Annotated in this window: 23 protein-coding genes; 17 read left to right on the top strand and 6 right to left on the bottom strand. The window is 53.3% G+C overall.

The features are described from left to right. Positions 1–573: 573 nt before the first annotated feature. Positions 574–1,155: a hypothetical protein gene (locus PZA18_RS00680; protein WP_284098841.1), complete on the top strand. Its 582-nt coding sequence runs from the start codon at positions 574–576 to the stop codon at positions 1,153–1,155. Positions 1,156–1,254: 99 nt separating this feature from the next. On the opposite strand, the gene gshA is transcribed toward PZA18_RS00680, so the two are convergent. Continuing rightward, positions 1,255–2,550, bottom strand: coding sequence for a glutamate--cysteine ligase (gshA, locus tag PZA18_RS00675; protein ID WP_284098840.1), 1,296 nt, complete (start codon positions 2,548–2,550; stop codon positions 1,255–1,257). Between the two features lie 207 nt (positions 2,551–2,757). Here gshA and mgtE point away from each other — a divergent pair, with 207 nt between their 5' ends. The 3 genes from mgtE to grxD all read left to right on the top strand — a co-directional run bounded on the left by mgtE (position 2,758) and on the right by grxD (position 5,495). Beyond that, the gene (gene mgtE, locus PZA18_RS00670; protein WP_284098839.1) at positions 2,758–4,206 is read left to right on the top strand and encodes a magnesium transporter; all 1,449 of its coding nucleotides are present in this window, start codon (positions 2,758–2,760) and stop codon (positions 4,204–4,206) included. Positions 4,207–4,270: 64 nt separating this feature from the next. Continuing rightward, entirely contained in the window at positions 4,271–5,122 is an 852-nt protein-coding gene (prmC, locus tag PZA18_RS00665; protein WP_284098838.1) for a peptide chain release factor N(5)-glutamine methyltransferase, read from the top strand. Positions 5,123–5,180: 58 nt separating this feature from the next. After that, positions 5,181–5,495, top strand: coding sequence for a Grx4 family monothiol glutaredoxin (gene grxD, locus PZA18_RS00660; RefSeq protein ID WP_284098837.1), 315 nt, complete (start codon positions 5,181–5,183; stop codon positions 5,493–5,495). A gap of 212 nt (positions 5,496–5,707) precedes the next feature. Here the strand turns inward: grxD and PZA18_RS00655 are convergent, their stop codons facing one another. The 3 genes from PZA18_RS00655 to PZA18_RS00645 form a co-directional block, all read right to left on the bottom strand. Continuing rightward, positions 5,708–6,667 carry a TerC family protein gene (locus PZA18_RS00655; protein WP_284098836.1) on the bottom strand — a complete coding sequence of 320 codons (960 nt, stop codon included), beginning with the start codon at positions 6,665–6,667 and terminating at the stop codon, positions 5,708–5,710. Positions 6,668–6,735: 68 nt separating this feature from the next. Next, a complete protein-coding gene (gene htpX, locus PZA18_RS00650) occupies positions 6,736–7,611 on the bottom strand; it encodes a protease HtpX (protein ID WP_284098835.1) in 876 nt (291 codons plus the stop codon). Positions 7,612–7,627: 16 nt separating this feature from the next. Further along, on the bottom strand, positions 7,628–7,969 hold the full coding sequence (locus PZA18_RS00645; RefSeq protein WP_284098834.1) for an HPF/RaiA family ribosome-associated protein: 342 nt from the start codon (positions 7,967–7,969) through the stop codon (positions 7,628–7,630). A 118-nt stretch (positions 7,970–8,087) separates the two neighbouring features. Here PZA18_RS00645 and PZA18_RS00640 point away from each other — a divergent pair, with 118 nt between their 5' ends. Beyond that, positions 8,088–9,008 (top strand): LysR family transcriptional regulator, encoded by a 921-nt coding sequence (locus PZA18_RS00640; protein ID WP_284098833.1) that lies wholly within the window; start codon positions 8,088–8,090, stop codon positions 9,006–9,008. A gap of 31 nt (positions 9,009–9,039) precedes the next feature. Here the strand turns inward: PZA18_RS00640 and PZA18_RS00635 are convergent, their stop codons facing one another. Then, entirely contained in the window at positions 9,040–9,564 is a 525-nt protein-coding gene (locus PZA18_RS00635) for a hypothetical protein (protein ID WP_284098832.1), read from the bottom strand. Positions 9,565–9,569: 5 nt separating this feature from the next. Further along, positions 9,570–11,423, bottom strand: a complete 1,854-nt coding sequence (locus PZA18_RS00630) for a ribonuclease catalytic domain-containing protein (protein ID WP_284098831.1) — start codon at positions 11,421–11,423, stop codon at positions 9,570–9,572. A 233-nt stretch (positions 11,424–11,656) separates the two neighbouring features. Between PZA18_RS00630 and PZA18_RS00625 the strand changes: the two genes are divergently transcribed. From PZA18_RS00625 to atpA, 12 genes are all read left to right on the top strand, one after another. Then, on the top strand, positions 11,657–13,801 hold the full coding sequence (locus tag PZA18_RS00625) for a UvrD-helicase domain-containing protein (RefSeq protein WP_284098830.1): 2,145 nt from the start codon (positions 11,657–11,659) through the stop codon (positions 13,799–13,801). Positions 13,802–13,943: 142 nt separating this feature from the next. Further along, positions 13,944–15,653: a tetratricopeptide repeat-containing response regulator gene (locus PZA18_RS00620; RefSeq protein WP_284098829.1), complete on the top strand. Its 1,710-nt coding sequence runs from the start codon at positions 13,944–13,946 to the stop codon at positions 15,651–15,653. Positions 15,654–16,530: 877 nt separating this feature from the next. Further along, complete coding sequence (mnmG, locus tag PZA18_RS00615) at positions 16,531–18,429, top strand: tRNA uridine-5-carboxymethylaminomethyl(34) synthesis enzyme MnmG (RefSeq protein ID WP_284098828.1); 1,899 nt, start codon at positions 16,531–16,533, stop codon at positions 18,427–18,429. After that, positions 18,429–19,061 (top strand): 16S rRNA (guanine(527)-N(7))-methyltransferase RsmG, encoded by a 633-nt coding sequence (gene rsmG, locus PZA18_RS00610; RefSeq protein WP_407951170.1) that lies wholly within the window; start codon positions 18,429–18,431, stop codon positions 19,059–19,061. The genes mnmG and rsmG overlap by 1 nt, the downstream gene beginning before the upstream one ends. After that, entirely contained in the window at positions 19,058–19,828 is a 771-nt protein-coding gene (locus PZA18_RS00605) for a ParA family protein (protein ID WP_284098826.1), read from the top strand. The genes rsmG and PZA18_RS00605 overlap by 4 nt, the downstream gene beginning before the upstream one ends. A gap of 7 nt (positions 19,829–19,835) precedes the next feature. Next, positions 19,836–20,684: a ParB/RepB/Spo0J family partition protein gene (locus PZA18_RS00600; protein WP_284098825.1), complete on the top strand. Its 849-nt coding sequence runs from the start codon at positions 19,836–19,838 to the stop codon at positions 20,682–20,684. 92 nt (positions 20,685–20,776) lie between these two features. Beyond that, on the top strand, positions 20,777–21,178 hold the full coding sequence (locus PZA18_RS00595) for a hypothetical protein (RefSeq protein WP_284098824.1): 402 nt from the start codon (positions 20,777–20,779) through the stop codon (positions 21,176–21,178). 21 nt (positions 21,179–21,199) lie between these two features. Then, positions 21,200–22,012 (top strand): F0F1 ATP synthase subunit A, encoded by an 813-nt coding sequence (gene atpB / locus PZA18_RS00590; protein WP_284098823.1) that lies wholly within the window; start codon positions 21,200–21,202, stop codon positions 22,010–22,012. Positions 22,013–22,076: 64 nt separating this feature from the next. Next, entirely contained in the window at positions 22,077–22,349 is a 273-nt protein-coding gene (atpE, locus tag PZA18_RS00585) for a F0F1 ATP synthase subunit C (RefSeq protein ID WP_284098822.1), read from the top strand. A 34-nt stretch (positions 22,350–22,383) separates the two neighbouring features. Beyond that, entirely contained in the window at positions 22,384–22,854 is a 471-nt protein-coding gene (locus PZA18_RS00580) for a F0F1 ATP synthase subunit B (RefSeq protein ID WP_284098821.1), read from the top strand. A gap of 6 nt (positions 22,855–22,860) precedes the next feature. Continuing rightward, a complete protein-coding gene (locus tag PZA18_RS00575; protein ID WP_284098820.1) occupies positions 22,861–23,397 on the top strand; it encodes a F0F1 ATP synthase subunit delta in 537 nt (178 codons plus the stop codon). 11 nt (positions 23,398–23,408) lie between these two features. Beyond that, positions 23,409–24,950: a F0F1 ATP synthase subunit alpha gene (gene atpA, locus PZA18_RS00570; RefSeq protein WP_284098819.1), complete on the top strand. Its 1,542-nt coding sequence runs from the start codon at positions 23,409–23,411 to the stop codon at positions 24,948–24,950. Positions 24,951–24,958: the final 8 nt, after the last annotated feature.

Raw genomic sequence — 24,958 nt, 5'->3', positions numbered from 1 at the left:
AGAAAGCTTAGACGCTATCGCAGTGGTGCAAGCCTGTGTATTAGAATATTCTAATAATATAGGCCGAAAGATCTAGCTTGTCTTGCATAAATTTTTGTATTTTCTGCAGAAAATTGTGCGGCAAAATTGATATCGTGCTGTGCAATTTCCGCATGAGGTGGCGGTTATTGTTCCTGTCGGGCCAGGGTATTCTCGGTAAGGAAGAAATACTTATATTGTTATGAAACAATAATATATGACCTGAATTTTATCTGTTCCGCCATGCGGGTGGATGCAAGTGGCCAAGTCAGACGTCGCAGAGCAGACTCCATTGGGTCCGTTTCAAACGCCAAGGCAGACCTTCAATCGGTTGAAGGTCTGCCTTGGTGTGGTTACCCGGCGTGTTGCGCGGGGTTTGCTTGTCTTACATTTTTATTGTTCGCTACTGTAGAGAGAAAATACGGCGATGCCAAGACCTTTATTATTTAGTTTGATTACAAAGTAAGATAAGTATTATGATAAAAGCATGTTTTTGTAGCAAACGCAAATCAGGGTAATAATCCCGTCCCCCATGTTTTTCAGATAGGGAACGGGATGTCTAATGGCTTGGCAGAGGGTTTGCGGGTAATGTTCATGTTCGGTCATGTGATGACCATGGTGTATGCCGGCATCACCATGACGGCTTGCCACCACGCTATTTTTCGTTACGAACAGATGAGATCCGGCCTCTTACTCCGATCCGCACAGGCGACCATGATGGCGATTCTGGCTCATTGGATCAGCGGACTGTTGGTATTGGCGTTTGATACGGGGTTTTCCTGGCAGCTGATTGCGCGGCAACCATTGTTGCTGTCCAAGATCACGGTGATGGGGATTCTGACGCTAAAGACCGTGGTGTTTTACAAGTTTGCGTTGCCGCGTCTGGTTGGGATCAAGCGCGATGTACGCGGTAGCCAGGGACCGATTGCCATGCTGGGTGTCATGTCGGTATCAAGCTGGGTCTATCTGGTGTTTCTTGGCGTGGCCAAGCCTTTGCTGGGCTTGGGCTATGGGGGCTTCATGGCGCTCTATGGTGGTGTGATGCTACTGGCCGCCGGATTTGCCTGGCGCGTGGTAGGACCTCGAATCCGCTGGGCCCACCAGCATGCCAAGACCATCATCGGTTATACGATGTAAAGCACCGAGCTTGCTGCTGGCGGATGGTGGAGCTGAAGCGGCTGCACAACCCGCCAGCAAATCTGCAACAAAAGGTTGCGCAGCCAGGGTTGAAGTGGCTCAGACTGGAACGGCGACTTCTGCCGGTGTGGTTTGCTCGATTTCACGAGCGGCTGCCAGCAGGGCCAAACGGGAAACCACGCCGTAGGCATAAAAACGATTGGGTGGGGTATCTGGCAAGCCGCTGCAATCGGGCGTGGAGCAGGGGCTGGCAAAGGCGAGCGGTACAAAGTGCATGCCTGGCGCATTCAGGTTTTCGTCCGAGCCACGGCCGGTGTGTACTCGATAGAAACCGCCAACGACATAGCGGTCCATCATGTAGACAACCGGCTCCGCCACGGCGGCATTGACGGTCTCGAAGGTGTAGACCCCTTCTTGCACGATCACATCGCTGACTTCCATTCCCTCTTTGACGACGGCCATCTTGTTACGCTGCTTGCGGTTGAGGCCGACCACTTCTGCAGGGTCTTTGACGGTCATGACGCCCATGCCATAAGTGCCGGCATTGGCTTTGACGACGGCGTAGGGGGTCTCGGTGATACCCATTTCAGCGTAACGCATCCGTGTCAGGTTCAAGATCCTCTCCACCTCGGCCGCCAGCTGTTCTTCTCCTTCCCGGCTTTGAAAGTCGAGCCCGGCAACATGGCCAAAATAGGGGTTGATCAGCCAGGGGTCGATCTTGAGCAGGTTGGCAAATTCGTTGGCGACGCCGTCGTACGCGGCGAAGTGATGGGTTTTGCGGCGGACGGCCCAGCCTGCATGTAGGGGAGGGAGCAGTGTCTGCTCCAGATTCTGTAACAGGGCCGGGATCCCGGCTGACAGGTCGTTATTCAGCAGTACTACACAGGGGTCGAAGCCATCGACCATGATGCGGTTGCCGTGACGGCTGATGGGCTCAAGCAGCAACTCGCCGCCATCCGGGGTTTCGATACTGGTGGGGCGGGTGATTTCAGGGTTGAGGCTGCCCAGGCGTACCGTCAGCCCTGCCAGACGCAGGACACGGGTAATAGCGGCAACGTTTTGCAGATAAAAGGTATTGCGTGTGTGATTTTCCGGAATCAGCAACAGGCCGCGTGCGTCGGGACAGATTTTGTCGAGCGCACTCATGACCGCCTGTACACACAGTGGCGTGAAGTCAGGGTTCAGATTGTTGAATCCGCCTGGGAACAGATTCATATCCACCGGCGCCAGCTTGAACCCGGCGTTGCGTAAATCGACTGATCCGTAAAAGGGGGGCGTGTGTTCCTGCCATTGACCTCTGAACCAACACTCGATCGTGGGTTGGGCTTCAAGAATACGGCGCTCCAGCTCTAGGATGGGGCCAGTCAGGGCAGTTGCCAGGTGAGGAACGGTCATCGCAGCGGTCTCTGTTGTCAACAATTCGGAAAGTTCTATATCAGGGCGCCTTGGCTTGGCAACAAGTAGCAAATTCTTGCCTCGCATACGGACGCCATTCGGCAATCGGCGTTGCCATCCTATTCTGCGCCGATTGTGGCAGGCCGCAAGTTATAGCGGAAAACGCTATGTGCTAAACTCGGCGACCCCCACGCTCATGGTGCCGAGATGAGCCTTCCAAGCCCAGTCCCCAAGGAAAGTTTGCAGGAAAGCCTGCAGCAGGTTGTTCACCTGCTCCGTCGCCACAAACTGGTTGAAGACCTGGTCCACAAGCAGGACATGCCTCATCACGACCTGGTCGAAGGTCTGGTCCACAAACAGAACCTGACCGAACTGGCTCGCAAGCTGGAGCAACTCCACCCGGCTGACATTGCTTATATCCTCGAATCCTTGCCGCTTGATGACCGCTTGATGGTCTGGAGCTTGGTCCATAGCGACCGCGAGGGTGACATCCTGCTTGAAGTATCCGATGCGGTGCGGGAAACGCTGCTGGCGGACATGGACCAGCACGAAATTCTGGCTGCCGCCGAGCATCTGGACGCCGAAGAACTGGCAGATCTCGCGCCTGACTTACCGCAGCAGGTGGTGAATCAACTGCTGGGCAATCTTGAAGAAGAAGAGCGGGCTCAGCTGCAGTCAGCGTTGTCATTCCGTGAAGACCAGATCGGGTCTTTGATGGACTACGACATGGTGAGTATTCGCGATGACGTTCGTCTGGAGGTGGTGCTGCGCTATCTGCGCCGCTTTGACGAGCTGCCACACCATACCGACAAGTTGTTTGTGGTCGATGGTGAGCACATGCTGAAAGGGGTACTGCCAGTCAAGCGGCTGCTGGTGAACGACCCGGATTTGATGGTGCATGAAGTGATGGCGACCGACGTGGTGGTCTTTCGTCCTGACGATAAAGTAGGCGCTGCGGCGCAGGCTTTCGAACGTTATGACCTGATTTCGGCCCCGGTGGTGGATTCGGTTGGAAAAGTCATCGGCCGATTGACAGTCGATATGATGGTTGACGTAATCCGTGAAGAGTCGGAATCGGAAGTGTTGTCATTCGCGGGTTTGACCGAGGATGAAGACTTGTTCTCGTCCGTCTGGAAGTCGGCCCGCAATCGCTGGCCCTGGTTGGCGATCAATATTGTCACAGCGATCATCGTGTCGCGGGTGATTGGAGCCTTTGAAGCTACGACTGCCAGCATTGTTGCGCTGGCTGCCTTGGCGCCCATCATCTCGGGGATTGGCGGAAACTCGGGTTCGCAGACGGCTACGATTATCATTCGTGCCTTGGCGCTAGGGCAGGTGAATCTGGGGAGTACTCGCCGCCTGATTGCCAAGGAATTCGGTATTGCTTTGCTCAATGGCCTGCTATGGGGCGGGGTTCTGGGTATCGTGGCGTTAATCATCTACGGCAAGCCGGGGCTGGGACTGGTAATGGCATTGGCCATGCTGCTGAATTTCCAGGTTGCCGCCGCCGTCGGTCTGTTCGTACCCCTGACCATGCACAAGCTGGGACGTGATCCTGCCTATGGCTCAAGCGTGTTTCTTACTTTCATGACTGACGGCATGGGAAATTTGATTTTCTATGGCCTGGCCACCCTGTTTCTGTTGCGCCACATTTGAGCGCCTTTCGCGCCATTCAACCAATCTGGTTTGGTGGCCCTGAGGGCCTGAACGGGGACTTTTGATGTCTGAAAATCATTGCAACGCACTACCTACCCTCGATCGCAGCCTGAGGGCGTGTGGCCTGCCCATGTCTGAGGCGCGTATGCTGATGGAGGCGGCCAGCGGCCTGGACCGTGTTCGCCAAATTACATACCCCGAGACCGTACTGGATGCTACGTCTTTCGCACAGTTTGAAGCACTGGTGGCCCGACGCCGATTGGGCGAACCGATAGCCTATCTGCTCGGGCGGCGCGAGTTCTATGGTCTGGAATTGGCTGTTGGACCGGGCGTACTTATCCCGCGTCCGGAGACTGAATTGCTGGTTGATCTGGCTTTGGAGCGTCTACCCTTGGGCAAGCAATGCTTGGTGCTTGATCTGGGGACCGGCAGCGGTGCCATCCCGCTGGCGATTGCATCGCAACGGCCGGACTGCACCATGACAGCGGTGGATGTTTCGCCCGATGCCTTGGCGATTGCTGAGCGGAATGGGCAGTGCCTAGGGTTTGCCGTCCGCTGGTGCCTATCCGATTGGTATGACGCTTTGCAGGGTGAGCAGTTTCATCTCATCACTTCCAACCCGCCTTATATTGCGGCGGGTGACTGGCATTTATCTGAAGGCGATCTGCGTTTTGAGCCGATAGGGGCTTTAACGGATGGTGCGGATGGCTTGGCGCATATCCGGCAGATCATCAGTGAGGCAGGCGCTCATCTGTATGCCGAGGGGTGGCTGTTGTTTGAACATGGCTACGACCAGGCTGCGGCCTGTCGTCAGCTGCTGCAGTCACATGGATTTACAGCGGTGCAGTCCTGGCAGGATCTTGCCGGCATCGAACGGGTAACGGGTGGGCAGCTTGCCGCCACCGCATTGCGCTGAGTAAAATACCCGACTGAATCAATCGGATATTGGCCTATGTGGCCGGAGGAAATTTGTCATGGATATTCAGCAAGTCATTCATCAGACCGTTACCGAGAACCCTGTTGTTCTGTATATGAAAGGTACCCCGACTTTTCCGCAGTGCGGGTTCTCTGCCAATGCTGCTGCCATTCTGAAGGCTTGTGGCACCCAGTTTACGGCGGTCAATGTGCTGGAAGATGCCGATATCCGCCAAGGCATCAAGGAATATGCCAGCTGGCCGACCATTCCCCAGCTATACATCAAGGGGGAATTTGTGGGGGGGTCCGACATCATGAAAGAACTGTTCCAGTCTGGTGAGTTGCAAAAGCTGCTGGACGCCGCCAAAGGCTGATTGCCTGCCAGTAGTCTGCCGTTGACTGTTGGCTCTACGATCCAAGTAAAAAGGCCACCGCGTGCGGTGGCCTTTTGTTTTGAGTGTAGCTGGACGCTATTGCTGACGTATCTGATTGGTGAAGGAAGCCTTTGCGTTGCAGATTCAAAGGCTTCCTTGAAAATCCATTGATTATCCCGTCGAAACCCCCAGCGCCTAATCGTGCAGTGAGGTCAGCTACCGGTCTCGGGAATTGGCTCGTTGCGCGTTTTCCAGAGGGAGTACAGTACGCCAGCTGCCAGCAAGCCAAAGGTGACGGTCAGTGACAGCGGCGCCGGGATCTTGATGGCAAAGTTCACCAGGAAGATCTTGATACCGATGAACACCAATACCACCGCGAGGGCGTACTTCAGATAGTGGAAGCGATGCACCATGGCGGCCAGAGCGAAGTACAGGGCGCGCAAGCCGAGAATGGCGAAGATGTTCGACGTCATCACGATAAACGTGTCGCGGGTAATGGCGAAGATGGCCGGGACGCTATCGACGGCGAAAATCAGGTCGGTCAGTTCCACCATGATCAGGGCCAGAAACAGCGGGGTTGCCCACCAGACCTGCCGCGACGGGTTTTTCGGATCAGCTTGTTTGACGAAGAAGTGATTGCCGTGCAATTCATGAGTGAAGCGGAAGTGCCGGCGTAACCAGCCGATCATCGGGTTGGAGCCGACATCGGTTTCATCATCCTTCATGAAAAGCATCTTTATACCGGTAAACACCAGGAACGCTCCAAATATATAGAGAATCCACTGGAACTGATCAATCAGCGCTGCCCCCAGGCCGATCATGGTGCCGCGCAGGACGATTGCTCCCAGAATGCCCCAGAACAGGACTCTGTGCTGATAGACGCGCGGAACAGCAAAGTAAGTGAAGATCAGGCTGATGACAAAAACGTTGTCCATTGACAGGCTTTTTTCTACCAGGAAGCCGGTCAGGTATTCCATGCCGGCGGTTGGTCCGGCCTGATACCAGACCCAGCCGCCAAACAGCAAGCCCGCGCTGATGTAAAACGCGGACAGTTTCAGGCTCTCCTTGACCCCGATCTCATGGTCTTTCTTGTTCAATACGCCAAGATCCAGTGCAAGCAGGATCAGCACGACGGCGGCGAATATGCCCCACATCCAGAGTGGATAGTCCATTTCAATTCTCCTCTTTCAATTATCCGATTTGCCCTCTCTGCCTGTGGCCGAGAGGGCGGGTCGGTGTGTTAGCGGGACTGCTGCAACGTCGCGATACGCTGTTCCAGCGGAGGGTGACTACTAAATAGCTTGAGCATGCCGCTGCCGCTGATCCCCGCTACGGCAATATTCTTCGGCAGGTCTCCAGCCTGCATGCCGCCGAGCACCTGCAGCGCTTCTATCATCGGCTGCTTGCTACCGAGCAGCTTGGCTGCGCCGGCATCTGCCCGGAATTCACGTTGCCGTGAGAAGTACATGACGATCATGCTCGCAACGACGCCAAACAGGATTTCGAAGACAATGCTTGCCACCATGTAGCCGATTCCTGGGCCGGTTGATTCTTCATCATCCTTTCGGAAGAAGCTGTCTACGGCATAAGCGGCGATACGTGCCAGGAAGACGACGAATGTATTGACCACACCCTGAATCAAGGTGAGGGTAACCATATCGCCGTTGGCTATATGGGCAACCTCATGCGCCAGCACGGCTTCTACCTGGCGGCGGCTCATGGTTTGCAGCAGGCCCGTCGAAACCGCTACCAGAGAGCTGGATTTGCTAGCTCCCGTGGCAAAGGCATTCGGCTCTCCTTCATAGATGGCAACTTCGGGCATCGGCAAGCCAGCTTTTTCAGAGAGCTGGCGTACGGTTTCCACCAGCCACGCTTCATCTGCGGTGCGTGGCTGGGCAATGACTTCCGCACCCGTACTCCACTTGGCAATGGTTTTCGAGAGCAGCAATGAGATAAATGCACCACCAAATCCCATTACTGCAGCAAAAACCAGCAGCATGCCGTAGTTGATTCCCTTGGTTGTCAGATACTGGTCAACGCCCAGCAGCCGAACGCTGAGGGAAAGCACCAGCATGATGGCAAGGTTGGTTGCGAGAAAAAGAGCAATGCGTTTCATGAAAGACTCCGTACAGTTATTGGCCTTCGATCAAAGGCAAAACCTGCCTTCGCCCGGATTGCTGTCGGCCGAAAGCGCGGCTTGCGGCATGGGCGGCACGATGAATGGCCTTGTCGATGGCGCGATGTAGTTCACTGGCCCGCTCGGTGATGACGACGCTGGCGCGCCCAGGGAGTACCAGCAATACCTGACAGACCTTGTCGATGCCGCCTCTTGGCCCGTTTTCATCAACTAGCCTTACGGTGATGGCGCCAATTCGGTTCAGGGTTCGATTCAAGGCAAATTGCAGGCGGCGCATCACATACTCACGCGTTGCCTCATCTACATGGATTTGCCGGGCGATGATGTGCGGTCTCATGGTGTGCTCCCAGGGGTGAACAAAAGGAAGCCCCAGCATAAACGTGTCGATTATCAGGATGAATCGATCTTTTTCTGTTTAATGATTCGTATTTTTCGATTAATTAAGGCTATTTGCGTTGGAACTGAATTACAAACATCTGCACTATTTCTGGGTTGTCGCGAAGGAGGGGGGGATAACCCGGGCAGCGGAACGCTTGGGTATCAGTCCGCAAACCATCAGCGGTCAGCTCTCGACGCTGGAGCGGGAGATCGGTCGCGCCTTGTTTCATCAAGTGGGTCGGCGGCTGGAGTTGACCGAAGCCGGGCGTGAAGCATTGCGATACGCCGATGAGATTTTCATGATTGGGCGTCGCCTGCAGGCAGCGTTGGCGGACCCTGAGTTGGGGGCAACGACAACCTTGACCATTGGCGTTGTGGATTCGGTTGCCAAGTTGGTGGCTTACAAGATCCTCGAACCGTTGATGCAGCAGGACAAGCTGCGTTTGGTGTGCCATGAGGGGAGTGTGGAAGAGCTGATGCTGGCTCTGGCGCGCCACAAGCTGGATGTGGTGCTGAGCGATCGTGACCCAGGGCAAAGTCGTCAGCTCAATCTGACCTGCCGCCGGGTTGCTGGGTGTCCTGTGGGTATTTTTGCGGTGAAAAGCTTGCTGGATCGATTAGACCCCGACCGTAGTGGACGATTGCCTGAGGGGGCGCCTTTGCTGTTGCCTAGCCAGCGTAGTTCTCTGCGGGCACGTCTGGATGTCTGGCTGGATGCCCATGCCCCCACCTCAGTACGTATAGTGGGGGAGTTTGATGACAGCGCCCTACTTAAAACTTTTGGCGCTCAGGGGGCTGGCTATTTTCCAGCGGCGAGTGTGCTGAAGGATGCACTACTGGCCCAGTATGGGGCTGAGCTAGTGTGTATGGTGTCGGAGATCGGTGAAGACTATTACTTGCTGAGCTACGCGGCACGGTTGCCGAATGTGTCGGTGGAAAAATTGGTTTCGGCTTCCGCCGAGGTGATGGAAAAACTGGGCGGTTCTACCGCCCAGTGAGGGGTGCTGGGTCAATCAAGGCACCGAATGATCAACTGCGATAGACAAGGCAGCCATCGATCAGGAATTCCGAGACGTCGCCCGTTCCTTTGGGCTCAATTCGATCAAAGTCGTAGCGTTGACCATTGATCTCAATATACGCCGGGATTTCACGGTCAGCATAACGGCCAATCACTTCAGTCGCTCGACGATAGTTTTGCGGCTGAATCGGCCCTGCAGGCATGGTGCTGGTATCGGGTAGCAAGGGATGAGGGCCTGGGTCGGTTCCTGGAATCACTCTGAGCAGCAAAAGAAACAGCCAAGGGGGGGGTAACACTCGTTTGACGCGTTTTTCGCTGTCAATGACACAAGCAACACCAAACTTCAAACCGCAGGCCGGGCATTCTGCGTCGGCGGCGAGATGAATCTGATCCTGTATCAAGCGGGCGATGCCGTGCATGTCGTTGGCGTGCAGCATGTGCTTGCAACGCAGACAAGGTTTTGAAAACTGCTTGACTTTATGGCCGTTGCTGAACTGCAAAGGCAGGAAGCGAGAAAGTTTGGCTGTACGGCGCATGGTTTTCAAACATCCAATGGGCGGCATTCAAGGGTGAGATCAAGATAATCCGTCGCGATCCGTTGCAGGCGAACGGGCGTACCAGCTTCGAGTTCGGGCAGACCGGCAATGCGCATTACCAGAGGCATGCTATCGAAGCGGACCAGATTTTCTTTGATGATAGTGCCTGTTGGCTGGTCGATCTGTTCTTGCTCCAGATAACGCAGGCACCAGTAACGCTCCATTTTTTCCTGAAAGTCGGCATAGGCGTTATAGGCAGCATCAAAATCGCGCATGGCGGCGAACAACATCGCATCATTTTTGGCATAGCGTGGTTTGCTGCCCGACAGCATTGCAATGAGCTGCTGTTGATTGATGAAATCGACCGCGCGCCTTAACGGTGAGCTGGACCAGGCATATTGCGCGACACCGAGGCCCTGGTGTGGGCTTGGCGTAGTTGTCATGCGGACTTTTCCTGCCGCTTGTGCCCGGTAAATACCCGGAATACCTGCTTCGCCGAGCATTTTTCCCCATTCGCTGTTGACGAAGATCATCAGCTCGGCAACCAGCTTATCCATTGGGGAACCACGCTTACGTGGAACAATCCGCACTCGTTTGCTGCCATCGTCTTGTGGGTCGATATGGAAGCTGTAATCCAGTCTTTCCACCCGATTCGGATCTGCCTTACCCCGCCGTTCTTCGAGCTTGTTACCCAGTCGCCAGAGCAAGGTTAGCTCGTCACGGTATGGGTAGTCCCTCCCCCCTTCCTGATCCACAGTGGCCTCGTTGAAGAAGGGCTCAATCGCATCGTGGCGTAGATTGGCGGCGATGTGTACGAGCTCCGCCTGGCTGTGCGTACCTGTGATTTCCAGGTCCTGATCAAGCGTCAGGTACAAGCTGAGCGCGGGACAGGTGTGGTCAGCGGCAAGCGTGAAACGCTCTACAACCTCGTCCGGCAGCATGGTGATCTTGTTGCCCGGCATGTAAACCGTGGAGAGGCGGCTGAGTACGACTTGTTCCAGTGGGGAATCGGCGGGGATGCCAAACGTGGGGGCCGCGATATGCACGCCAATCTTGTAACCCCCATTTTCGAGCTTTGTGACCGAGAAAGCATCGTCGATCTCGGTGGTGGCTGCATCGTCGATGCTGAATGCTGAGACATCGGCTACCGGTAGTTCCGGTGCATCGGCGGGTGCAGGATAGTTGCCAAATCCCAGCCCCTTGGGAAAGTACTCGGCGATGAAGCCATCCAGAAAGTAGTTCTCGACCGAAGGAATGGCACCACAGCGTTCGAGTAGTCGTAGCGGCGATAGCTGCATGGCTTCCGCTGCGGCAGCCAAAGCCTTCCAAGGCATTGAATTCTTGTCGGGTTTGTGTAGCAGTGCTCGACTGTGTTGTGCCACTTCCGGTGGCAGTTGCCCTGTCTTGAGAGTTTCAATCCATTGCTCTATCTGCTCGGCTTCCCGTTTCTTGCGTTCGATGCCTGCCAACGCGGCCTGCAAAGTGTCTGTGGGCGCTGCTTTGTAACGGCCCTTGCCCTTGCGATAGAAGTACATGGGGGCGCCATGCAGACGCAGCAGGACAGCAACGGATTCATGGGGGCTTGGGGTATGGCCGAAATAATCTGCACCCAAGTCCAGAAAGCCGAATTCACTTTCCCCACAGCATTCCCAGAGGAAATCAATATCGATTTCTTCGGCCATATGCTGGGCCGTTGCCATGAAATCGCTGATTGATGCACGTTCGAATCGCAGTACGACATTACTGGCTTTGACTTTACTGCGTTTGCCAGATGCGGTTTCGACTTGCAGGGAGGTTTCATTGTCGGACAGGATGGTTCCAACTTTGAAACTGCCGTCCTCTTCGAAAATTACATTCATTGGATGCGATTAAGGCAGGGTAAACCGTTGATTATACCGGACACATTCAGGTGGGTCTGCATTAGATTCTACTAATGTTTGTGCAAAGTGGAAGTACCCCTGTGCTGTGAGCTACCGGCCCGCTTGGTGGGGGCATAGGCGAGTCTGAGCTTCACGTGAATGGTAGCTTTTTAACACCGGTTTCCGGAGCAAACGCTAAAATCCCGCTCCATTCTGTATTTGCGTTATCCGCCATGACCCATCCCTTGCTTGAAGGCCTTAATCCCGAGCAGCTTGCTGCTGTGACCCTGCCACCGCGTTCTGCTTTGATTCTGGCTGGAGCTGGTAGTGGTAAGACCCGGGTTCTGACCAGCCGGATTGCCTGGTTGCTTTCAACGGGCCAGGTTGGTCAGCCGGGTATTCTGGCCGTAACGTTTACCAATAAGGCGGCAAAGGAAATGCTGACGCGGATCGGGGCGCTGATGCCCATCAATCCGCGTGGCTTGTGGGTCGGCACTTTCCACGGCTTGTGTAACCGCATGCTGCGCCTGCATCACCGTGATGCAGGCTTGCCAGAAGCGTTTCAGATCATGGATAGCCAGGATCAACTTTCTGCCATCAAACGTTTGCTGAAATCACTCAATCTGGACGATGACAAGTTTCCGCCACGCGAAGTGGGCCACTACATCAACGGTAACAAGGAAGAGGGGCGGAGGCCGGCGGAGGTCGAAGCTTGGGACGAGCATTCGCGACAACTTCGCGCCATTTATGAAGAATATGATCGGCAATGCCGGCGCGAGGGCGTCGTTGACTTTGCTGAACTGTTGCTGCGTTGTTACGAGTTGCTGCGTGACCACGGTCCCTTGCGTGAGCACTACCAGGGCCGATTCCGCCATGTGCTGGTGGATGAGTTTCAGGATACCAACCGCCTTCAGTACCGCTGGCTCAAGCTGCTGGCGGGCGGCGGTGCGGCTGTGTTCGCTGTGGGGGATGATGATCAGTCGATCTACGCCTTCCGTGGCGCGAATGTCGGCAATATGTATGATTTTCAGCGTGACTTCGCTGTCGATACCGTGATCCGGCTGGAGCAGAACTATCGCTCACACGGCAATATTCTTGATGCGGCAAATGCTTTGATTGGCCGGAATCGCTCACGGCTGGGCAAAAATCTTTGGACTGCCGAAGCGGCAGGTGAGCCGATCCGGGTATTCGATGCTGCGTCCGATTTCGAAGAGGCGCATTTTTTGGTCGAGGAGGTAAGGCAGCTGGAACGAGATGGTTTGCCACTTGGCGATATCGCGGTGTTGTATCGCTCGAATGCGCAGTCCCGGGTTCTGGAGCACGCCTTGTTTACCGCCGGGATTGCATATCGGGTTTACGGGGGGCTGCGTTTTTTCGAACGCCAGGAAATCAAGCACGCATTGGCGTATCTGCGCTTGATTACCAATAGTGACGATGACAATGCACTGTTGCGGGTTATCAATTTTCCGACGCGCGGTATCGGCAATCGCACCCTGGAGACGCTGCAAGAAACGGCCCGTGTTACCGGAACCTCGGTCTGGCAGGCGGCGTGTAGCGGTGGCGCAGGTCGCAGCGCTGCCAGTGTGGCGCGTTTTGTCCAGCTGATTGAGGCAATGCGGGCGACTGCGGCAAATTTGAGCTTGCCTGACATAATTCGCTTGGTGGTCGAGCAATCCGGCCTATTGCAGCATTACCAGAGTGAGAAGGATGGCCAGGAGCGTCTGGATAACCTGGACCAGCTTGCGATCGCTGCCCTGACTTTTGTTTCCGAGAACGACGATGATGCAACGGCTTTCCTGGCGCATGCCTCGCTGGAGGCAGGCGATCACCAAGCCAATCCTGGGCAAGCTGCATTGCAGCTGATGACGGTACATGCTGCTAAGGGATTGGAATTTCACACAGTTTTTATTACAGGGCTTGAAGAAGGGCTATTTCCTCACGATAACAGTCTTAATGATCCTGCAAATCTTGAGGAAGAAAGGCGCCTCATGTATGTGGCGATTACCCGGGCGCGGCGGCGGCTTTATCTTTCTTTGGCACAGAGTCGCATGTTGCACGGTCAGACAAGATTCTCGTTGGCGTCGCGGTTTCTGGATGAGCTACCGCAGGATCTGTTGAGGTGGCTGAACCGTGGTTATCCGGCTGTTGGGGCAGTGCCTCACAGTAGTCCTTCGCAGGTAACACCAGCATCACGCCGGGCGCCTCCTGCCGAGTCGGGTCTACGGATTGGACAAACGGTAGAACATGCGAAATTTGGTGTGGGTGTGGTCGTGGACTACGAAGGGCAAGGTGCCAACCCGAACGTACAAGTGAATTTTGGTGCGGTCGGTATCAAGTGGCTGGCCTTGCAGTACGCCAAGCTCAAGCTGCTGGACTGAGCTGAGATCGCAGGGTTCACACTCCACGCCGGGTTTTCTGGTGCGGTTGAAGTTTCATCGTCGGTTGCGCCAAGCCGAGGTTAAGCGATGAGGTGATTGACGATACGGGTTGTGGCGTTGATCCCGCCAGATAGGGGGTTATATGGCGGACAAAGAAGGATTAGGTTGGCTGGAAGGCGCTTCCGCCCAGCGAGCTTCGGTGGTGATGGGGGCGGGTGGACCTGCCGCACCGGAAATTGATTACTCGAAAAAGCGGTTTTTGGTCATCGACTCGCTGCAGGAAATGCGGTCAGCCATGAATATGACGCTGACCACATTTGGCGTGACCAAGATTGAGTACGCCCTTCGTGCGACAGAAGCAATCGGCATGCTCAAGCGTAGCGAGTACGACGTGGTGCTCTGCGAATATGATCTGGGTCACGGCTACGACGGTCTGCACCTGCTCGAAGAGGTCAAGCTGCGCAACATCATCAAGCCTTCCTCAATCTTCATGGTGGTAACTGGCGAGCGGCGGGCCAAATTGGTGATTTCGGCGGTCGAGCTGGCACCGGATGACTACCTGCTCAAACCGTTTACAGGCGAACAACTCAAGCAGCGGCTGGATCGTGTCTATCGCAAAAAGCTCGAATTGCAGTGCGTAGACGATGCGATGGTCAACCAGGACTATCTGAAGGCACTCGCGGAGTGCAACAAGCGGATTGCCGAACGCGGACCGTTTGTGCTGGACTTCCTGAAGTTAAAGGGCCGGTTATCACTCATGATTGGCGATCACAGTGGCGCCAAGGCAACCTATGAGAGCGTACTGCGAGTACGCCCTATTCCCTGGGCCAAGATGGGCTTGGCCAAGGCGCTGTTCCACCTGAAAGACTACGATGCTTCCCGCTCCATCTTCGAAAACGTTCTCGCCGAGAATGATCGGGTGATGGAGGCTTACGACTGGCTATCCCGGATTCATCAGGCCGAGCATGCCTATCCCGAAGCGCAAAGCGTGTTACTTCAGGCTGTCGAGATTTCCCCTGCGATCGTTCATAGACAAAAGAAACTCGGGGAAGTCGCCATGCGTAATGGTGACTTCGAGGTGGCTGAGGCGGCGTATCAGCAGACGATCTCCTTGGCCAAGTATTCCTTCTGGCGGGATGCGGGGGACTATGCCAGCCTCAATCGTGTGCAATTGGCCAAAGGGGATGTGATGGCAGCGGCCAAAACCGCTGCAGAAGTGCGCAAGGAATTTCGCTATGACCAGCAGGCAGAAGTGCTGGCAACAGTGATGGAATGCCAGGTTAGCAAGGTTCAAGGCAACGATGATCGCGCCAATACTTTGCTCGATAAAGCCCGAACCCAGCTGAATGCGCTGGGGGGCAGGGTGCCTGATAACTACGTACTTGAAATTGCTGATGCTTGTTATCGCTTGGGGCGCGAAGAGGATGCTGGCAGTTTGGTGCAGCAGGTGCTCAAGAATCACCATGAAAATACCGAGATGCTGGAGCGGGTGAGCCTGATGTATGACGTACTCGGCCGTGCCGAGCTAGGTCAGCAGTTGATTGAAGAAAATGCCCAGAACATCGTGGAAATCAACAACCGTGCGGTGCGTGCCGCGCAAGCCGGCGATCTTGATGGTGCTGTCGAATTGTTCATGCAAGCTGTGGAAGAGATGCCGGCAAATGTGCAGGTGGCATTGAACGCCGTTAATGCGTTGCTTGCCTATGTAGCGCGGCGAGGCTGGCACGATCATTACATGGAAATTGCACGTCAGTATCTGGAGCGGATTCGAGTCATTGATCCCGCCAATGGTAAGTATCTGAAACTGTTCGAGGCGTACAAAGCGACACGCCGCCAGTTCAAAGTGGCTTGATCACGGGACGCATGCAGTAGGCGCTGTAGGCATTTTGTTTCCTGATCAAGTTTCGTCGGATTGGGGTCTGATGCAAGGCGGAAGGCGCACCGCTTAGTGAAAAACCACGCGGTTTTCTGCTTGGCTGTTAACGCGACGGCAGGCCTAATTCCGGTGAGACCCTTTATCCCCCCAAGGTTGGGTCGATTTTCGGAGCATGGCGTTGTTAGGGTTCGCCTATTTAGTTTGCTAAAACGGCCTCACCCTGTTTGCGTAGTGGTTGGCCCCTTGCTATCCATGACCTATTCCTTGTGGGTATCGCTCCCTGTTCTAGAACTTGGTGCGGCGCGACCGGAAACGTAACGTCAACAGAGCCTGAGTCTTTCAATTGTCATTCAAGCATCCGACCCGCCCCGCATTTGATCAAACAGGTGGTGTGTGCGGCTTTGGTTTGCTTGCCGACTATTCCCTTGAGATTTAGTAGGGAATTGCTGCGTGTATGTGTGCCCCTACTGACCGCGACGGGATGGCAGGGAAAATTTGATTCAATTCAACTATACCCATCATGGCGAACGCCGACTTGTTCTGTCTGAATTGGCACTCTGCGCATGGGGAGCGAATGGGGTGGGTTGAAAGCTTGAAGAAAGTTGATGATCTGGTTAATGAGGAATCAATTTAACTAATTGATAATAAAGAAAAATATTAATCATCTGCGAGAGTGTGGTGTGCCTTGCTAGAAGTGGTATCTGAGTGGCTGGTGGGTGGGGGCATTTTCCCGGTTGGTCTTCACCAAAGGTCAGGAGGTTGAATCTGTTGTTGCGGGCAGTACCAGTCCACCTTACGCAAGCACTTGTTTTCGCGTAGAATATATGCCCTTTGTAAGGCCCAAGGACAAGCAATGCGCTATCCCATATCGTTTGAAGTGATTGTGGTTGGCGGCGGCCACGCCGGCACAGAGGCTGCATTGGCTGCAGCTAGAATGGGCGCGCGCACCTTGTTGCTGACTCACAATATCGAGACGCTTGGACAGATGTCTTGCAACCCTTCGATCGGCGGCATTGGTAAAGGCCATCTGGTGCGTGAGGTGGATGCTCTGGGCGGAGCGATGGCATTGGCTACCGACATGGCGGGTATCCAGTTCCGTACTCTGAACTCATCCAAAGGGCCTGCCGTGCGGGCAACACGCGCACAGGCAGATCGCGTTCTTTACAAGGCAGCGATCCGTTCCATGCTGGAGAACCAGCCGAATCTCACCTTGTTCCAGCAGTCGGTGGATGATCTGGTGGTAGAGGGCGATCGAGTGATAGGGGTGGTCACGCAGATCGGGATTCGCTTTGATGCGCCGGCAATTGTCCTAACTGCGGGTACCTTCCTGTCTGGCAAGATCCATGTTGGGTTGGAGAGCCATGTTGGCGGTCGCGCGGCCGATCCGGCTTCCATCAGCTTGTCGCATCGCTTGCGCGAATTGCAGTTACCGGTTGGCCGTCTAAAGACCGGCACGCCGCCACGGATTGATGGGCGTACGATTAATTTTGCGGTCATGACCGAGCAGCCCGGCGATGATCCGGCCCCCGTGTTTTCGTTTCGCGGTAATCGTGCCATGCACCCAAAGCAGTTGCCCTGCTGGATTACCCACACCAATACTCAGACGCACGACATTATCCGGTCCGGCTTTGATCGCAGCCCGATGTTTACCGGGGTGATTGAGGGAGTTGGGCCGCGTTACTGCCCGAGCATAGAGGACAAAATCAACCGATTTGCGGATAAGGATTCTCACCAGATTTTTCTTGAGCCGGAAGGGCTTGAGACGAACGAGTTTTACCCTAACGGCATCTCGACTTCCTTGCCGTTTGATATCCAGTTTGCGGCCGTGCGATCGATTCGCGGTCTAGAAAACGCGCACATCCTGCGCCCAGGCTACGCCATCGAATATGACTATTTCGATCCAAGGGGGCTGAAGTCCAGTTTGGAGACGAAAGCAATCGGTGGATTGTTCTTTGCGGGACAGATTAACGGTACTACGGGTTATGAAGAAGCGGCTGCTCAGGGCCTGCTTGCAGGCGTGAATGCGGCCCTGAAAGTACGCGAGCAAGAAGCTTGGTGTCCTGCTCGTGATGAAGCGTATATGGGAGTTCTGGTCGATGACTTGATCACCCGTGGTGTAAATGAGCCATATCGCATGTTTACCAGCCGGGCAGAGTTCAGGCTTCAACTGCGAGAAGACAATGCGGATCTTCGCTTGACAGAGGTTGGGCGTAGGTTCGGTTTGGTATCTGATGCGGAGTGGACGGCGTTTTGCAGGAAGCGCGATTCAGTGGACGCGGAGCTGGCCCGGTTGGCTTCGACATGGGTCAACCCGAGAATCGTTGCGGCAGATGAGGCGATTGAGGTATTGGGACAAGCCATAGAGCGCGAATATACGCTGCATGAGTTGTTAAGACGGCCGGCAATCAATTACCAGACTTTGTCTCGTTTGCAGGGATTTGGTGAGGCGGTGAAAGATCCTGCTGTTGCTGAGCAAGTTGAAATACAGGTCAAGTATGCTGGCTATATTGATCGCCAGCGAGATGAGCAGTCTCGACGTGAGCATATGGATGGGGTCCGGTTACCGGCTGATATCGACTACGGTTTGGTGCATGGATTATCCAAAGAGATCCAGCAAAAGCTGAATCAATACCGGCCTGAGACAATAGGTCAAGCTTCGCGCATTTCCGGGGTGACTCCGGCGGCTATTGCCTTGTTGCTGGTACATCTCAAGCGCGGGTTTGCCGGTGCGAGAGAGGCGCAGCAAGCGTGATCCAAGTTAAGAGTCAAATTGAGCAAGGCGTAGCTGAGCTGGGGCTTGCATTTTCCAATGAGAAGGTAGAGCAACTCGTTGCTTATCTGCAGCTTTTGGAAAAATGGAATCGTGTCTACAGCCTATCGGCAATTCGAGAGCCATCACAGATGGCTGCTTTGCATGTGCTGGACAGCTTGGCGGCGATCATGCCTCTTGTGGATTGCAAAACTATAACTGTTCTGGATGTCGGAAGCGGGGGCGGTCAGCCTGGTATTCCGTGGGCTATAGCTAAGCCAGAGTGGCAATTTGTGCTGTGTGATAGTAATCACAAAAAAACCAGCTTTTTGCGCCAAGCAGTGGCTGAGCTCGGATTGCGGAACGTCCGTATTGAGTGTTTTCGGGTGGAGCAGCTGACTGGACAGTTTGATGTCATTACCTCCCGTGCGTTTGCAGAGTTACGGGATTTTGTAAGCCTGACCAAGCACTTGCTTGCAGAGACGGGCAGTTGGGCTGCACTCAAAGGGGTCTTTCCTCATGAGGAGATTGAGCGGCTTCCTGAAGGCGTGATCGTTAGGCAGGCGGTACCTTTGCGGGTGCCAAATCTGAGTGCTGATCGGCACTTGATATTGATGGTTTGGGAGCGTGAATGACACGCATTATTGCGGTCACTAATCAGAAGGGGGGCGTGGGCAAAACGACGACGGCTGTTAATCTGGCTGCGTCTTTGGCTCATCTGTCTCATAAGGTCTTACTCATTGATTTGGATCCTCAGGCCAATGCGACTATGGGGTGTGGCGTAGACAAATCTTTGGTTCGCGGCACTGTTTACCATGTCTTGCTTGGCGAGAAGTCAATCGCTGACGTGCGGATTTCTACCGAGTTTGGTTTCGATGTTTTGCCTGCAAATCGTGATTTGGGTGGTGCAGAAGTTGAGTTGGTGACATTCGCCAAGCGAGAAGCCAGGCTGCGCGATTGCTTGGCTGAGCTAGGCAATATTTATGATTACGTGCTCATTGATTGCCCGCCAGCCCTTAGCTTGCTGACCGTAAATGGGTTGACGGCTGCTGGTGCCGTAATCATTCCAATGCAGTGCGAGTACTTTGCATTGGAAGGCCTGTCTGACTTGATTGGCACCCTTCGTAAAATTCGTAGCTCCACCAATCCGCGCATTGAGATCGAAGGATTGCTCAGAACTCTGTATGACCCGCGTAGCACTTTGGCGCAGCAGGTTTCGGCTCAATTGCGAGAACACTTCGGTGACAAGGTTTACGAAACGGTAATACCTAGAAATATTCGTTTGGCTGAGGCGCCAAGTTTCGGGCGGCCAATTCTGGCCTATGACAAGTCGTCAAAAGGGGCGCAGGCATATTTAAGGCTTGCGGATGAACTCTTGTCACGACAAGGTTCTCGCGAGTAAAGACATTATGACAAAGTTGAAAGGTTTGGGTCGGGGGCTGGATGCTCTATTGGCTTCTTCCATAACTAGCGACGAAAGTCTGCAATATATATCCGTCAAGTATCTTCAACCGGGTAAATATCAACCTCGTAGCAAGATGAATGAAGAGGCGCTTGCGGATCTCACCGAATCAATCAAGTCCCAAGGGCTAATTCAGCCGATCCTGGCTCGCGAGATTGGCGTTGACCGCTATGAGATTATTGCAGGAGAGCGGCGGTGGCGGGCGGCGCAACGTGCAGGGTTATCGGAAGTGCCAACAGTCGTCCGTAAGGTGGCGGATGAGGCAGCTTTGGCTATGGCACTCATTGAGAACATCCAGCGAGAAGATCTCAATCCCATTGAAGAAGCGATGGGACTGCACCGCCTGATTGAAGAGTTCGAGATGACTCATGAGGCTTGCGCTCGTGCGGTCGGCAGGTCTCGTAGTGCCGTTACAAATTTGTTGCGCTTGCTGAATTTGACTGAACCGGTCCGTGATCTGCTGCTGGAAGGCAAGCTAGATATGGGGCACGCAAGAGCGCTCTTGGGATTGCCCGTGCTAAAGCAAATAGAGCTGGCATCAAAAGTAGCGGAGCTGGGGTTGTCGGTGCGAGAGGTTGAACGCTTGGTCCAGGCTCTTACCTTGCAGCCAGTACCTTTGGAAGCAAAGCCCGTCAAGCAACAGGATCCAGACTTGCTCAGATTGGAAACAGACCTCTCTGACCGTCTTGGTGCAAAAGTTGCTATCGCCAAAGGCCGGAAGGGAAACGGCCGTCTGACGATTGAGTATGCGTCCTTAGACCAGCTTGATCACCTTCTTGCGTTACTACAGCAGTAAGAACGTGATAGCTTTAGCTAATGCTCAGTAAAAATCAGCAGAAAAACAGATGATTATCGTATTAAAGAAGGCGATTTGCTTGACCTATGCGCTTGGAAAACGATAACATCCAAAAGATTTCGCGCCCTACCGATCTTCCAAGCTTGCTGCGTGAGAAGATTAATTCGGTACTACGAGTTATGGCAGTCATTGTGCTGCTTGTTGCTGGTATCGGATTAATTGTTTCCGGAAGCAAGGCCATGACAGCAGCAATAATTGGTGGCTTAGCCCATATTGCTGTGGTTGCTATTTACGGTTGGGTCGCGCAAATAAAAGGATTCCCGGCTCCGAAGACCATATTAAGCAAATTTCTATTGGCTGAAATGGTAAAAATAGTGGTTGCTGTCATATTGTTGGCAGCGGGCTTTGTTTTTTTCGGGGAAAGCGCTGTGTGGTTTGCCGCAGCGTTTTTGGCCGCTTTGGCGGCTTACTTGCTGGTATTGATTTTTAAATAAAACTTTTGATCATTCAACACCATGTCGGCTGAACAACACGCACCTAGCGCAACTGAATATATTCAGCACCATTTGATCAATCTGAGCTCTCCTCAGACAACTGGTGGTGCCTATAATTTTTGGACATTCCATCTAGACACTTTCTGGGTTGCTTTAATCCTTGGCTTTGTATTCGTGGCCTTGTTTGGATTGGTGGCTCGTCGGGTTTCGGTGGACAAACCGACCAAGTTTCAGCTGTTTATCGAGCTGATCGTCGAGTTGGTCGATAACCATGTTAAGGAAATTTTTCATGGGAAAAGCAAGCTGATTGCTCCGCTGGCGCTGACGGTGTTTGTCTGGATTGTGCTGATGAATGCCATGGACTTTCTTCCTGTTGATCTTTTGCCATTGCTTGGTCAGAAAGTCGGCCTGCATTATTTGCGTGTTGTACCAACAGCAGATATTAATCAGGGTTTGGCGATGTCATTGTCGGTCATTATTCTGTCCATTTTGTTGGGCATTCAGGCTAAAGGTGCTGGAGGATTTATCAAAGAATTCTTTACTGCGCCATTTCATGCTGAAGGTATGGGCATGAAGATTGTGTTGATGCCTGTAAATGCTGCCATGCAATGCATTGAATATGGTTCTCGTGGACTGTCCTTGGCGTTGCGGCTTGTTGGCAATATGTTTGCGGGCGAGCTGGTATTTATGCTGATCGCTCTGTTGCCTTGGTGGGGGCAATTAATTCCCGGTTCTGCATGGGCTATCTTCCACATTTTGATTGTCGTCCTGCAGGCATATATTTTCATGATGCTGACTATTGTTTATTGCAGTTTGGCAGTAGAAGAGCATTGATTTTGAATTTTGTTTTTCAGTAGAACTTTCTTAACTCACTAATCGTTACCTAGGAGTATTTTAAATGGAACATGTTGCTCTGATCGCCAACGTACAACAGTTTACGGTTTTGGCTATTGGCTTGATGATTGGCTTGGCTGGCGTTGGTGCAGCCATTGGTGTTGCTCTGGTTGGTGCGAAGTTTCTGGAAGGTGCTGCTCGTCAGCCTGAGTCTGCCGCTGCTCTGCAACCTAAGCTGTTTGTGATTGCTGGTTTGGTTGACGCTATCTTCATTATTACCGTTGCTGTTGCTCTGATGTTTGCCTTCGGTAACCCTCTGTTGGGTATGGTTAAGTAATTTGGCGCTTTGCCAAAAGAAGAAGGATTAAACCATGCAACCAAACGCATCCCTGTTTGGGCAGGCGTTGGTCTTCGCGATCCTGGTGCTGTTTACGTGGAAGTTCATTTGGCCTCCACTGATTGCAGCTCTAGAAGAGCGCGCCAAGCGCATTGCTGACGGATTGTCTGCCGCAGATAAGGCCAAGAATGATCTGGAATTGGTCGAGAAGCGGATTGCGGAAGAGCTTCGCAAGGCTAAGACTCAGGCTGCAGAAATAATTGCTCAAGCCGAAAAACGTGCTGCGCAAATTGTCGATGAAGCCAAGGATGAAGGTCGTGCTGCAGGTGAGCGTGAGAAGGCTGCTGCTCAGGCAGAAATCGAACAGCAAGCTCATCATGCTCGAGAAGAGTTGCGACAGCAGGTTTCGTTGTTGGCAATTGCAGGTGCTGAGAAAATTCTGCGTAAAGAGATCGATTCCTCTCGTCATGCAGACCTGCTGGCATCCTTAAAATCGGAGCTATAAGCACTCATGGCGGAACTTATTACTGTCGCAAGGCCGTACGCTGAAGCAGTCTTCAAACTGGCAAGTGAGACGAATAGCCTTTTGGCTTGGTCGGAAGTTTTGGCTGTGCTATCTGCATTGGCACAAGAGCCAACAGTTGCGGAATATGTGGCCAATCCGAAGTATTCATCCGAGCAGGTTAAGCAGTTGTTGGATGATGTGCTGGTAAAAATGGCAAATCCACAAGTTAGTAATTTTGTTTCTGCCATTTTGGAAAACCGGCGCTTCGCTGTTTTGCCTCAGGTTGCTCTGCTGTTTGAGGAAATGCGGGCTAAAGCGGAAGGTTCGGTAAACGCCTGTATCGAGTCGGCATTTGAGTTAAATGGTGCCCAGATTGACGAACTCAAGGCTTTGCTGACGGCACGTATTGGGAAACGGGTGGACGCTACAGTGAGTGTCGATCCGGATCTTATCGGTGGTGTCCGAATGACAATCGGAGATGATGTGATCGACGCTTCTGTGCGTGGAAAACTTGCAGCTCTCTCGGTCCGCCTTACCAGTTAGGAGTACAAACAATGCAATTGAATCCTTCCGAGATCAGTGAGCTGATCAAGAGCAAGATTCAGAATCTATCGGTTGATGCGGAGACCCGTACAACTGGTACCGTCATTTCGGTGACAGATGGCATCGTCCGCATCCACGGTCTTTCTGATGTGATGCAAGGTGAAATGCTGGAGTTTGTAGGAAATACTTTTGGCCTCGCCCTGAACTTGGAACGCGATTCGGTTGGTGCGGTTATTTTGGGCGACTACGAACACATCTCAGAGGGCTCTGAGGTAAAGTGCACCGGCCGTATTTTGGAAGTACCAGTTGGTCCAGAATTGGTTGGTCGTGTTGTAAATGCGCTGGGGCAGCCTATCGATGGCAAGGGACCGGTTGGTGCAAAACTATCAAGCCCAATTGAGGTGATTGCACCAGGCGTTATTGCACGTCAGTCGGTTTCTCAGCCGTTGCAGACCGGCATTAAAGCTATTGATTCCATGGTGCCCATCGGACGTGGTCAGCGTGAGCTGATTATTGGGGATCGCCAGACAGGAAAAACTGCCGTTGCACTGGATGCCATTATCAATCAGAAGGGTACTGGCGTAATTTGTATTTACGTTGCGATTGGTCAGAAGGCGTCCTCGATTGCTAACGTTGTGCGCAAGCTGGAAGAGCATGGCGCAATGGGGCACACAATTGTTGTAGCAGCGTCTGCATCTGAGTCAGCTGCAATGCAGTTTATTTCTGCGTATGCCGGTTGTGCAATGGGCGAATATTTCCGCGATCGTGGTCAAGATGCACTGATTGTGTACGATGACCTATCGAAACAAGCGGTTGCCTATCGCCAGATTTCTCTACTGTTACGTCGTCCTCCTGGCCGTGAGGCTTATCCTGGTGATGTTTTCTACATTCACTCCCGCCTGCTGGAGCGCGCCGCACGCGTGAACCCTGAGTATGTGGAAAAATTCACTAATGGCGAAGTAAAAGGTAAAACAGGTTCGCTGACTGCCTTGCCCATTATTGAGACTCAAGCTGGTGACGTTTCTGCGTTTGTACCGACAAACGTGATTTCGATTACAGATGGTCAGATTTTTCTGGAAACGGACTTGTTTAACGCGGGTATTCGTCCCGCGATTAATGCGGGTATTTCAGTATCTCGTGTTGGTGGTGCAGCTCAGACCAAGGTCGTCAAGAAGCTCGCTGGTGGTATTCGTACTGCGTTAGCGCAGTATCGGGAATTGGCTGCCTTTGCACAGTTTGCTTCAGATCTGGATGAAGTTACTCGTAAGCAGCTTGATCGTGGTCGTTTGGTTACCGAGTTGCTCAAGCAGGGCCAGTATGAGCCTAAGAAAGTCTCCCAGTTGTCCATAACGCTCTATGCAGTTGAAAAGGGCTTGGCAGATGATGTGCCGGTCGAGAAGGCTCTTGCCTTTGAGGCGGCCCTCTATGCATATATCAAGGCAAATTACGCTGCAGTTATTGAAGAGATGGATGGTAAGGGCGAACTTTCCGGTGAGAACGACAAGAAGTTGGCGGAAGCTATTAAGTCGTTCAAAGCTACTGGTGCTTACTGATTTGATCT

It is taken from the genome of Parachitinimonas caeni, from assembly GCF_030129945.1.
Taxonomy (GTDB): Bacteria; Pseudomonadota; Gammaproteobacteria; order Burkholderiales; family Chitinimonadaceae; genus Parachitinimonas; species Parachitinimonas caeni.
Note: the sequence above shows the minus strand (reverse complement) of the source record. Positions and strands in the feature narration are given on the sequence as shown.